Source organism: Shewanella sp. 10B (assembly GCF_023475885.1).
Taxonomy (GTDB): domain Bacteria; phylum Pseudomonadota; class Gammaproteobacteria; order Enterobacterales; family Shewanellaceae; genus Shewanella; species Shewanella mangrovisoli.
In genome coordinates this window covers 483,982-495,808 of the sequence record NZ_JAMDJO010000002.1, presented here as the reverse complement: position 1 = coordinate 495,808, position 11,827 = coordinate 483,982, and the positions used below count along the sequence as shown (strand labels likewise).

The following is an 11,827-nucleotide window of genomic DNA, read 5'->3' as shown; positions in this document are numbered from 1 at the left end:
TCGTTTAACTAAACACTCTTGTATTTAAGGAGGCATGTGTGGATGCAGATTCCATCAATAGTTTTTTTCTGATCGGTGCCTTGCTTGCCGCTGTGAGTGTTTTGTTAAGTCCCGTGTCTTCGCGCTTGGGTATCCCTATCTTATTAATTTTCCTCGCTGTAGGGATTTTAGCCGGGGAGGATGGTCCCGGCGGTATTCTGTTTGACGACTACTCAACCGCTTATCTTGTCAGTAACTTAGCCTTAGCCATTATCTTGCTCGATGGCGGTATGCGCACGCGGGTTGCAAGCTTTAGGGTGGCGTTGTGGCCGGCATTGTCGCTGGCGACCTTTGGGGTTGCTATTACCACCAGTATCACGGGCGTGATGGCCGCATGGTTATTTGACTTACACTGGTTGCAAGGCTTGCTGGTGGGGGCAATTGTCGGTTCCACCGATGCGGCGGCGGTATTCTCACTATTAAAGGGACGTAGCCTTAACGAGCGTGTTGGCGCGACGCTGGAAATCGAATCGGGCAGTAACGACCCAATGGCGGTGTTTTTAACCGTGACCCTGATTGCCATCCTCGCTAATGTGGACGCCGAGTTATCCGTAAGCTTTATGCTGATAAGCTTTATCAAGCAGTTTGGCTTGGGGATTTTCCTCGGTCTTGGCGGCGGTTGGCTGCTGTGGAAGTTGGTGAATTTAAGCAAGCTTGCCGAAGGCTTGTATTCGATTTTAGTGCTCAGTGGCGGCCTGATGATTTATGCCGCCTCGAACAAACTTGGCGGCAGCGGCATTCTGTCGATTTATCTCGTCGGTCTCTTCCTCGGCAACAAGCCTACCCGTGGTCGTCATTCAATCCTAAACGTATTGGATGGCATGACTTGGGTCAGCCAAATCGGTATGTTCCTCGTATTAGGGCTGCTGCTCACACCGTCTGATTTGTTGGATATTTGGCTACCGGGCTTAGCGTTAGCCTTTGGAATGATCCTGTTTGCCAGACCGTTAGCCGTATGGCTCAGCTTGCTGCCCTTTAAGAGCTTTAGCAGCCGTGACCGCTGGTTTATTTCTTGGGTCGGACTGCGTGGCGCCGTGCCGATTATTTTAGCGGTATTCCCTATGATGGCGGGATTACCGGGCGCTCAGCTGTACTTTAACTTGGCATTCTTCGTAGTGTTAGTGTCACTGCTTGTGCAGGGGGCGTCACTCACCACGGCGGCGCGTTTAGCTAAGGTGGAGTTACCGCCTAAGCCGTTGCCGATTTCACGCTCTGGGGTCGAAATATACCCGAGCAGCGAGTGGGAAGTGTTTGTGTACCATCTGAGTGAAAACAAATGGTGTATCGGCGAGCCACTTAAACGCCTCTCTATGCCAGATGGTACGCGGATTGCGGCGGTATTTCGCCATAATACGCTGTTGCACCCATCGGGCAGTACCTGCCTCGAAGCGGGGGACATTTTGTGCGTACTTGGGCAAGAGAAGAGCCTAGAGGCACTGAGTAACCTCTTTAGTCAGGCACCCGAAACCAAGGAAGTGCCGCGTTTCTTCGGTGACTTCTTTATCGATACAGAAGTTAAGCTGCTGGATCTGGCGCCGATTTATGGTCTGGAGTTAGATGAAGCAACTGGTGACATGACGGTCGCAGATTTAGTGGCGGCAGAATTAGGCTCACATCCGGTACTTGGGGATCAGTTCCTATGGCAGTCACTGCATTGGGTAGTTGCAGGACTCAATGAAGGCAAAGTCACCAATGTGGGTATTCGCTTACCGGCAGAGGCTTAAGTGAAGCTGTATTGAAGTGCCTGCAATGCTGGGCTTCACCGGATATGGTTCTTGGTATTTCAAGCCTTTCAAAATGCCTTAAACAAAAGATCTAACATAAAAAATACCAAGCAATTGCTTGGCATTTTTGTATTCGCTTTTAAGCACTTATCTCGAACACTCTGAACGAAAGCTTATTTATATAAGGACTTGTCTGTTGGATCTGGGCGAGTCTTAAAGCGGCGGTGGAGCCACATATATTGGGCGCGATTTCTATCGATAATCCCTTCGATAATTTTGTTACCGCGAATGGCATCGGCTAGCTCATCTTCACCGGGGAAGTTATCGAGCGGCGGCATAATCTCAATATGGTAACCCTTATCGCCTTCGGTGCGCTCCACAAAGAAGGGCAGCACTTTGGCCTTACCGAGTTTTGCCAGTGTGGTGGCACCGGTAATGGTCGCTGCATCGGGCACGGCATAGAAGGGAATAAACACCGCACTCGAACGCCCAAAATCCTGATCGGCGGTATACCAAATCACATCGGGATTGCGTAAACAACGCACCATTTGGCGTAGATCGCGTTTCGGCACTAAGGCTTTGTTTGAGCGTAAGCGGCCTTTTACCTGTAGATATTCCATCACCGGATTGTTGTGTGGACGATACACCCCAACACCGGGTTGGAATTGACCAAAAATACGCGCGCCCATTTCTAGTGGTAAACAGTGCACGGCAAACAGAATCACCCCATGGCCGGCATTCAAGGTGTCTTGCACGTATTCTTTGCCGGTGATCTGCATATGTTGTTGGATTTTTTCATCGGTCCACCACCAGGCATTGATGGTATCGAAAATCGCTTTACCCGTTTCTTCAAAGTTACGGGTCAGCAGGGCTTCGCGCTCTGACTCGGGCATGTCGGGGAAGCAGAGAGTTAAATTGCGGCGCGCGGTATGGGTACGGCTGCCTGCAATAGTCTTAACTAATCGGCCTAATCCTTTACCTAACTTCATCTGCCACGAGAGAGGTAACACTTGGGTAATCCGCATCACTAACACCCCAAACCACATGGGCCAGTGCTTCGGATGATATAAGGATGATGAAAACTCAGCTTTCTCGACCACAAAAATACTCACTACTTTTGAAAATTACTGCTTATTCTAACTCATATTTTGCCGAAAATTAGGTACAATCACGGTTTAATTTCTGCAATAGATAAGAGCGCTATGAAGGTTTCTCTGCCAGCATTTGAAAAAGCCAAAGTGTTAGTTGTCGGCGATGTGATGTTAGATCGCTACTGGGTTGGGCCAACGGGACGTATCTCGCCCGAAGCGCCTGTGCCTGTGGTGAAGATTAACCAAGTCGAAGACAGACCGGGCGGTGCGGCCAACGTGGCGCTAAATATCGCGACCCTAGGCGGCCAAGTGCAATTGGCGGGGTTAGTCGGTGAGGATGATACCGCTAAGGCGTTAACCCTTGGCGTGCAAGCGCTGGGTGTTGAGCCACAGTGGTTGAATATTGCCGATAAACCGACCATTACCAAACTGCGGGTACTGTCGCGTAACCAGCAGCTCATTCGCCTCGATTTTGAAGAATCCTTCGATAAGCAGGATAGTGCGCGTTTGCTTAAACAGTCTGAAGCCTTACTCGATTCGGTCGATGTAGTGGTGCTGTCGGATTATGCGAAGGGCGCTATCGATAAGCCGCAGGATTTTATTGCGCTGGCTCGCGCTAAAGGCGTGAAAGTGCTTGTCGATCCAAAGGGTTCCGATTTTAGCCGTTACCATGGCGCTTCACTCATCACACCCAATATGAGTGAATTTGAAGCCGTGGTTGGCGCGGTAACCTCTGAGGCGGATCTGCTCGAAAAGGCCCGTGGCTTACTCAACAAACATCAGTTCGACGCTATCTTAGTCACTCGCTCCGAAAAGGGCATGACCTTAGTGACGGCCAATGCCCCAGAGTTACACATTCCTACAGTGGCCCGTGAGGTGTATGACGTGACAGGCGCCGGTGATACTGTGATTTCAGCTCTGGCGACCTCACTCGCCGCGGGCGCAGAACTGCCGCAGGCGTGCGCCATTGCCAATACCGCCGCAGGGGTTGTAGTGGGTAAATTAGGTACTTCAACCGTGTCTCGTATCGAGCTGATTGAAGCCTTAGCACTGCACCATGGTGAGTCGGGTTTTGGGGTAGTGAGTGAAGATCAACTTGCCTATGCCCTAGAGCAAGCCAAATTGCGCGGCGAGCGAGTGGTGATGACTAACGGTTGCTTCGATATTCTGCACGCGGGGCACGTCAGTTACCTCAAGCAAGCCAGAGCCTTAGGCGACAGATTGATTGTGGCCGTGAATGACGACGCCTCGGTCAAACGCTTAAAAGGTGAAGGTCGCCCTGTCAATCAAGTGGATAGACGTATGGCGGTATTAGCGGGATTAGCCGCCGTCGATTGGGTTGTGCCTTTTAGTGAAGATACGCCACAGCGGATTATCGCCAGATTGCTCCCCGATCTTCTCGTCAAAGGCGGTGATTATAAGGTTGAGGATATCGCCGGGGGCGCCGAGGTGATCGCCGCGGGTGGCCAAGTCCAAGTGTTAGGGTTTGAAGACGGGATATCAACTACGGCCATTATCCAAAATATCATGGCAAAACAGTGAGTCTCATTGCCCTGACGCTGATCTCTAGCCTGACTTGGGTGCCCATCGGCGACAAGCAGGCGTTAATTTGCCCCTTAGCGCAATTGAGTCAGTGTCTGGCAAACTTTCCAACTCAGGTTCGTGAACAACTCCCTCGCAGTGAAGCCCAGTTTCAAACTGAACTTGGGCTTCGCAGTGCCATGGTGTTACCCGTCGAAAATAGTCATTTCTCCGGTTTAATCCTGGTAAATGAGCGAGAAACACCAGAGTTTCAACTGCTCAATATCGATGGAATAACCTATCAATATGACCTCAAAGAACAGGCATTATTAACCCTATGGCATGAGCTAGGACACCTTGAAAATCTTGCCTTGCAGGGCAGTTTATTACCTAAAGAATTAACAGCTTATCAGCATGAGTGGTTGGCGGATCTCTACCTTGTTTGGCGTGTCGCTAAGGCCAAAGGCAATCTTGATTTAGCTTGGCAGCAATATCACAGACGTAACCTTGCGGCGTTAACAAGTTCGCAGTATATGTCTCACTGGACCAGCCCGATGATGATACAAGTGTTAAGAAAGTATCAAGTGGGTCAGATTGCTCATTACAGTCAATATCGTGATTTTGTCGCCGATTTTTATCCTAAAATAATACAAATTGAGCCACAGATATTACGTGAATATTCGAGTTTAATGCAGCGGACTTTTGGCGAGACCGTGCTGCAACCCCTGCCAGCATACCTATCTTGGCGCAAGCCGGATCTTGGGTATTATCTTACCCCGACACTGACACTGCTGATGGGGGAGGCAAAAGCACACGACTGGTTAGTACAAAATTCAATGTTGTGAATATGTGAACGGAATCGATAAATCTCCCTGTTTCAAACTGAACCCTAGCTGAACAAAAGCGAAATACACTTGTTTGGCGTTTCCAAACAGCAGTAATCCCTGAAAGGCTTTGGTAAGCTCTACCCCAGAAAAAGAACAACGGGAGACTTTACTATGGCTAAGCGCTCGCGAGTACAGACTGAGCAGACCATAAATCAGATTATGGATGAAGCGTTAAGACAAATTTTGACTATTGGCTTTGAGACTATGTCTTATACCACGTTATCTGAAGCAACGGGGATTAGCCGCACCGGTATTAGTCATCACTTTCCGCGTAAAAACGACTTCTTAATCCGTTTAGATAGTCGTATTGGCAATTTATTTGTTGCCGCGCTCGACTTTTCTAGCCAAGAAGCCTTAGAAGCCTCTTGGATGAAAGCGATGCAAGAAGAGCATTACCGCGCAGTGTTAAGATTATTCTTCAGCCTCTGTGGTGGCGCGAATAATGAAATCACCCTCTTCAGAGCGGTCAGCACAGCACGTCAGCAAGCCATTGCTGAATTAGGATTGGTCGGCGATCGTACTATCAATCACCTATTAGGCCGTACTGCGGTCATGCTGCTGTCTAATTTTGATGTTGCCAAAGCGGCATAATCTTAAGCTTCACCACAAAAAAGGAGCCTTAGGCTCCTTTTTTGTTTCTATGGTTTGGCGAATAGCAGTTGGTTTTATCCGCCGTGGCGTCAGAGATTTTACACACCCTTAAGTTATTTAAGCTGCAGTTAGTTAAGCTGCAATGGGGGAGACAGCTGCGCTTGTTTTAACTTTTGTTGGGTAAGATAGATGCCGATTGCCATAAAGGTCAGCGCCGCGGCGATTAAGGCGCAAAGCGCGTGATGGAACACCAAATGGCTGATAAAGAAGGCTGGAATATCCTCAATGCTGTCGATAAGGAAGAGTTTAACGATAAGCCCAAGGTACAAGAGTAAGTGCAATATCGCCCCTGTGATAAAGAGGCGCTTAAACTTTTGCACCAAGCGAGCGGCGAGATTGATGCGGTAATAGCGGCAAAATAGATAACCAGCGAGGCCAATGCCAATCGATATCCAACCGAGCCCCAGCAGCGAGGTTTTAATCAAAATTGCCGACAGCATAAATAATCCAAGCAGCATCAAGCTATCCTTTCAATACATGGGATGACCACAAGCAAGTTGCGCTGAGACTAGCTGAACTGGCTTAAAAACGTGTGAAAACACATCCCTAAACAGGGGAAAAGATAAAGGGAGCCAAGTGGCTCCCTTTATGATTAACAAGCAAACTTAAGCATTACAGCGCTTTTAAAATCGCCTCAACGCTGGCCTTCGCATCGCCGAACAGCATTTGAGTATTATCTTTAAAGAACAGTGGGTTTTGTACACCCGCATAACCTGTGTTCATCGAGCGTTTAAAGCCAATCACGTTTTGCGCTTTCCACACTTCGAGCACTGGCATGCCCGCAATTGGGCTGCCCGGATCTTCCATCGCAGCAGGGTTCACCGTATCGTTGGCACCAATGACGAGCACTACGTCGGTATCGCTAAAGTCCTCGTTGATTTCGTCCATTTCGAGCACGATATCGTAGGGCACTTTGGCTTCGGCCAAGAGCACGTTCATATGGCCAGGCAAGCGACCCGCCACGGGGTGAATACCAAAGCGTACCTTCACGCCCCGATCACGCAGTTTTTGAGTGATTTCAGCCACAGGATATTGCGCCTGTGCCACTGCCATACCATAGCCTGGGGTGATGATGACAGAAGTTGCATTTTTCAGCATGTCAGCCACATCTTCGGCGTTGGTTTCACGGTATTCGCCCATTTCTTCATCGCCAGATGAGGCCACACCATCGGTGCCAAATCCACCTGCGATAACAGAAATGAACGAGCGGTTCATCGCCTTACACATGATGTAAGACAGAATCGCACCCGATGAGCCCACGAGCGCACCTGTCACGATCAGCAGATCGTTTGACAGCATAAAGCCCGCTGCCGCTGCCGCCCAACCTGAGTAGGAGTTCAGCATTGAGACCACAACTGGCATGTCCGCACCGCCGATTGAAGCCACTAAATGCCAGCCAAAGGCGAAGGCGATAAGCGTCATCAACAGTAGGGCTGGCATAGTGCCACCGGTTTGCACGAAGTACACCAACAGGCCAAGCGATACCAATACCGCTGCGAGATTCAGTTTATGGCGATGTGGCAACATCAAAGGTTTTGAGGAAATTAATCCACGTAACTTACCGAAGGCTACGATAGAACCCGTGAAGGTCACCGCACCGATAAAGATCCCGAGGAACACTTCCACTAAGTGAATGTTGAGCATTGCGCCAGTTAAATGGGCTTTCTCGGCGGCTTTGGCCGCTTCGCTTAGCGCATCCTGCACTGCGGCTAAGGTGGAGTTGATATCTCCGCCAACGGCCACAACCACTTGGGATACTTGCTCTGGGTGTAGGTCGATAAAGCTGTTAAAGCCCACTAATACCGCCGCCATACCCACAAAGCTGTGGAGTACTGCGACCAGTTCGGGCATTTCCGTCATTTCGACTTTAAGTGCTAAACGCACGCCGATGGCACCACCAATCACCATGGCGACAATAATCCAGGCGACACCGCTGGTGTCAGGATTAAAAATGGTCGCCAGTAGGGCAATGGCCATACCTGTGATACCAAATAAATTGCCGTGTTTGGCCGTTTCTTGCTTCGACAATCCTGCGAGACTGAAGATAAAGAGCACGGCGGCAATAATGTAAGCTGCTGTTACCAGTCCTTGAGACACGTTATACCCCCTTAATCTTTACGGAACATCTTCAGCATGCGCTGAGTGACGGTAAAGCCGCCGAAGATGTTAATACTGGCGATCAGCACGGCGATAAACGCCAGCACAGTGACCAAGGTTGAACCTTGTCCAATTTGCAGCAAGGCGCCGACCACGATAATGCCCGAAATCGCGTTAGTCACTGACATTAAAGGCGTATGTAGTGAGTGGGATACGTTCCACACCACGTAATAGCCCACCACGCAGGACAGGACAAAAACCGTAAAGTGGGATAAGAACTCGGCTGGCGCAACCGAGGCAACTGCGGCAAAACCCGCAGCCCCAAGGGCGGCGAGAATATACTTAAGCTTGGATGGCTTTTTGGCCTCAGCCGCTTTGGCTTCGACCTTAGCCGCAGGTTTGGCGGGCGCGGCCGACACCGAAATCGCCGGTGGCGGGAAGGTCACTTCGCCAGCTTTGACCACTGTCATATTGCGCATGACCACATCATCGAAGTTGATGCTGGCGACGCCGTTTTTCTCTTTACACATTAACTTCATCAGGTTGACTAAGTTAGTTCCGTAAAGCTGTGAAGACTGCGCAGGCAGGCGGCCGGGAAGATCGGTAAAGCCGATGACTTTAACGCCATTCTCGGTCACAAACAGCTCGCTTGGCTGAGTGTATTCACAGTTACCGCCCGCTTGTGCGGCCATATCGACAATCACAGAGCCGGGCTTCATGCTGTCGACCATAGCCTTGGTGATGAGCTTAGGTGCTGGGCGGCCTGGGATCAGCGCTGTGGTAATGATGATATCGACTTCTTTGGCTTGCTCGGCAAACAGTGCCATTTCGGCGGCGATAAACTCGTCTGACATGGTTTTGGCGTAACCATCCGATGAGCTGCCATCTTCATTGGTGAAGTCTAGCTTGAGGAACTGGCCACCCATGGATTCGATTTGTTCGGCCACTTCTAAACGTGTGTCGAAGGCTCGAACGATAGCACCTAACGAACCTGCGGTACCAATGGCGGCAAGACCCGCCACACCGGCACCAATCACCAACACTTTTGCCGGAGGAACCTTACCCGCGGCGGTAATTTGTCCGGTAAAGAAACGGCCAAAGTGGTGCGCGGCTTCAACAACGGCGCGATAACCGCCGATATTGGCCATAGAGGAGAGAGCATCGAGGGATTGGGCACGGGAAATACGTGGCACCATGTCCATCGCCATCACATTGATGTTGCGTTTAGACAGTTTCTCGACCAACTCTGGATTTTGAGCGGGCCAGATAAAGCTGATTAAGGTCGCGCCTTCTTTAATTTGCGCAATTTCAGCATCGGTCGGTGCATTGACTTTAAAAATCAGATCCGCTTGCCAAACCTCTGCCGTGATCTTCGCCCCAGCGGCTTCAAAAGCGGCATCGTCAAAGCTAGACAGTAAGCCAGCATTGGCCTCAACAACAACTTCAAAGCCGAGCTTTTTAAGTTGTTCGACGGTGACAGGGGTCGCGGCGACCCGAGTCTCACCGGCGAGACTCTCTCTCGGTATTCCAATCTGCATGATTACTCCCTGGTGGTTTATATAATCGTTCCGCCTGAGTGCTTCCCCTGAGCTAAACCTAGGTAGGGCTAGGCCGCGGTAAGAATGGACTCGTTTATTCAGTTGTGACAGTTAGCGCATTCAATCTTGGTATGAAATTTGTGCTTGAAAACAAACTTCTTTGCGAGCAACAGAGGTCACTGTACAGCAGGCTCGTCACCATTGTGGCAATACTTTGGTTTGACACAAGCGCATATTGCTCAAGCTGGTCGTTTCTGAACTGGTCGTATCAAAAACTTTTAACCAGTGCACACTTTTGTAGCTTAAATTTTGCACTTTGTATATTCCAAAATGGAATTAAAAATCAAATATTATTCTTTTTTGCTTTTCTAAAACCACGTTAATCTGCTGGACATTACACTGTCATAGGGCCGTCTCATGTTGTTAAAAGAACTTTCATCACTGGCTTCACCCCTGTCGCAACCGCAGGTCGAAAAGCTGAAACAACTCACCGCTGAATTAAACGCGGTGCAACTTGCTTGGGTGAGCGGTTATTTAGCCGCAACGGCCAATGCGGGCAATCAGGCCCAGCTCGCGCCCGTGTCCGACGCACAGGCGGCGCAGACAGTGACCATTCTCTATGGCAGCCAAACCGGCAATGGCCGTGGTATTGCCAAAGCTTTGGCCGAGAAGGCGAAAGCACAGGGCTATGGCGTGAATCTCGCCTCTATGGGTGAATACAATGTGCGCCAGCTCAAGCAAGAAACCTTGCTACTGCTGGTGGTCAGTACCCATGGTGAAGGTGAAGCGCCGGATGATGCGATTGAATTACATAAGTTTTTAGCATCGAAACGTGCTCCTCAATTAAACAACTTACATTACTCAGTGTTGGCACTGGGCGATTCGAGCTATGAGTTTTTCTGCCAAACCGGTAAAGACTTCGATGCCCGTCTGTCGGCATTAGGCGCCAAAGCGTTGCTGCCTCTGGTTGAGTGTGATGTGGACTATGAGGCTGCGGCCGGACAGTGGCACGCCGATGTGCTCACCGCCGTGAAGCCACTCATTCAAACCACGGCTAACGTGGTGGCGCTCAATGATACCGGCTCGGCACAAGTTGCCAGCGAAAGCGAATTTACTAAGCAAAACCCTTACAGTGCTGAGGTGTTGGTGAGCCAGAAGATCACCGGACGCGGTTCAGACCGAGACGTACGCCACGTTGAAATCGATTTAGGTGAGTCAGGACTGCGTTACGAAGTGGGTGATGCCCTTGGGGTGTGGTTTAGCAACAATGAAACTTTGGTCGATGAGATTTTAGCGGGCTTAGGGTTAGCGGCCGATACCACTGTGACCGTCGGTAATGAGTCAATCAGCCTCAAACAAGCCTTAATCGAGAAGAAAGAGCTGACACAGTTATATCCCGGTTTAGTCAAAGCCTGGGCCGAGTTGTCCGCAAGCCCTGAGCTGCTTGCCCTGAGTGAAGATAAAGAACAGGTTCGCCAATTTATCTTACATCATCAATTTGCAGACTTAGTGGCAAACTATCAGCTCAAGGCCGATGCTAATCTTGATGCAAACAAGTTAGTGGAGCTATTACGCCCATTAACGCCAAGACTCTACTCCATCGCTTCGAGCCAGAGTGAAGTCGATACCGAAGTGCATCTCACCGTGGCCTTGGTGGAGGATGAGCACCAAGGGCAAGCCCGTTTTGGCGGCGCATCGCATTTCTTAGCCTCGGCACAGGAAGGCGCCGAAGTAAAAGTGTATGTTGAACCGAACAAGCATTTCCGTTTACCTGAAGATCCACAAACGCCAGTCATCATGATTGGTCCAGGTACTGGTGTTGCGCCGTTTCGCGCCTTTATGCAGGAGCGCGTGGCGCAAGGCGCTGAGGGCGATAGCTGGTTATTCTTCGGCAATCCTCACTTTGAGCAGGACTTCCTGTATCAAACAGAATGGCAACAGTATCTGAAAAACGGCGATTTAACCCGTATCGATGTGGCATTTTCGCGGGATCAGGCCCATAAGATTTACGTGCAGCACCGCATTAAAGAACAGGGACAAACCCTGTGGCAATGGCTGCAAAATGGCGCGCATCTCTATATTTGTGGTGATGCCGAGCGTATGGCCAAAGACGTACACCAAGCCTTACTAGCGGTTGCGGTGGAGTTTGGCGGACTGTCGAGCGAGGCGGCGGAAGAATATTTCGAGACTCTGCGCAGTCATAAACGTTACCAAAAAGACGTGTACTAATTAATCGATCCCAAAGATAGAGCAGTATCCACTGAGATACTGCCGCCGAA

Annotated in this window: 9 protein-coding genes; 5 read left to right on the top strand and 4 right to left on the bottom strand. The window is 50.0% G+C overall.

Annotated features, from left to right (window positions below; translation table 11 throughout):
- The first annotated feature begins 38 nt into the window (after window positions 1-38).
- Window positions 39-1,763: a potassium/proton antiporter gene (locus tag M0415_RS09635; protein ID WP_011715990.1), complete on the top strand. Its 1,725-nt coding sequence runs from the start codon at window positions 39-41 to the stop codon at window positions 1,761-1,763.
- Window positions 1,764-1,936: 173 nt separating this feature from the next.
- On the opposite strand, the gene M0415_RS09630 is transcribed toward M0415_RS09635, so the two are convergent.
- Window positions 1,937-2,863: an LpxL/LpxP family Kdo(2)-lipid IV(A) lauroyl/palmitoleoyl acyltransferase gene (locus M0415_RS09630; RefSeq protein ID WP_084796736.1), complete on the bottom strand. Its 927-nt coding sequence runs from the start codon at window positions 2,861-2,863 to the stop codon at window positions 1,937-1,939.
- Window positions 2,864-2,965: 102 nt separating this feature from the next.
- Here M0415_RS09630 and hldE point away from each other — a divergent pair, with 102 nt between their 5' ends.
- The 3 genes from hldE to M0415_RS09615 all read left to right on the top strand — a co-directional run bounded on the left by hldE (window position 2,966) and on the right by M0415_RS09615 (window position 5,853).
- Entirely contained in the window at window positions 2,966-4,396 is a 1,431-nt protein-coding gene (gene hldE, locus M0415_RS09625) for a bifunctional D-glycero-beta-D-manno-heptose-7-phosphate kinase/D-glycero-beta-D-manno-heptose 1-phosphate adenylyltransferase HldE (protein WP_220054759.1), read from the top strand.
- A complete protein-coding gene (locus tag M0415_RS09620; protein ID WP_249554057.1) occupies window positions 4,393-5,220 on the top strand; it encodes a hypothetical protein in 828 nt (275 codons plus the stop codon). The genes hldE and M0415_RS09620 overlap by 4 nt, the downstream gene beginning before the upstream one ends.
- A 153-nt stretch (window positions 5,221-5,373) precedes the next feature.
- Entirely contained in the window at window positions 5,374-5,853 is a 480-nt protein-coding gene (locus M0415_RS09615) for a TetR family transcriptional regulator (RefSeq protein ID WP_011623828.1), read from the top strand.
- Between the two features lie 128 nt (window positions 5,854-5,981).
- On the opposite strand, the gene M0415_RS09610 is transcribed toward M0415_RS09615, so the two are convergent.
- From M0415_RS09610 to M0415_RS09600, 3 genes are all read right to left on the bottom strand, one after another.
- Entirely contained in the window at window positions 5,982-6,371 is a 390-nt protein-coding gene (locus M0415_RS09610) for a hypothetical protein (protein ID WP_249554059.1), read from the bottom strand.
- Between the two features lie 154 nt (window positions 6,372-6,525).
- A complete protein-coding gene (gene pntB / locus M0415_RS09605) occupies window positions 6,526-8,010 on the bottom strand; it encodes a Re/Si-specific NAD(P)(+) transhydrogenase subunit beta (protein WP_023268429.1) in 1,485 nt (494 codons plus the stop codon).
- A gap of 11 nt (window positions 8,011-8,021) precedes the next feature.
- Complete coding sequence (locus tag M0415_RS09600; protein WP_249554061.1) at window positions 8,022-9,548, bottom strand: Re/Si-specific NAD(P)(+) transhydrogenase subunit alpha; 1,527 nt, start codon at window positions 9,546-9,548, stop codon at window positions 8,022-8,024.
- 417 nt (window positions 9,549-9,965) lie between these two features.
- Here M0415_RS09600 and M0415_RS09595 point away from each other — a divergent pair, with 417 nt between their 5' ends.
- Window positions 9,966-11,777, top strand: a complete 1,812-nt coding sequence (locus tag M0415_RS09595) for an assimilatory sulfite reductase (NADPH) flavoprotein subunit (protein WP_249554063.1) — start codon at window positions 9,966-9,968, stop codon at window positions 11,775-11,777.
- The last annotated feature ends 50 nt before the right edge of the window (window positions 11,778-11,827 follow it).

Bases quoted from the DNA above. Each gene is read 5' to 3' on its own strand.
- M0415_RS09615 (WP_011623828.1), top strand. From the start codon at position 5,374: ATGGCTAAGCGCTCGCGAGTACAGACTGAGCAGACCATAAATCAGATT.
- M0415_RS09595 (WP_249554063.1), top strand. From the start codon at position 9,966: ATGTTGTTAAAAGAACTTTCATCACTGGCTTCACCCCTGTCGCAACCG.
- M0415_RS09600 (WP_249554061.1), bottom strand. From the start codon at position 9,548: ATGCAGATTGGAATACCGAGAGAGAGTCTCGCCGGTGAGACTCGGGTC.
- M0415_RS09610 (WP_249554059.1), bottom strand. From the start codon at position 6,371: ATGCTGCTTGGATTATTTATGCTGTCGGCAATTTTGATTAAAACCTCG.
- hldE (WP_220054759.1), top strand. From the start codon at position 2,966: ATGAAGGTTTCTCTGCCAGCATTTGAAAAAGCCAAAGTGTTAGTTGTC.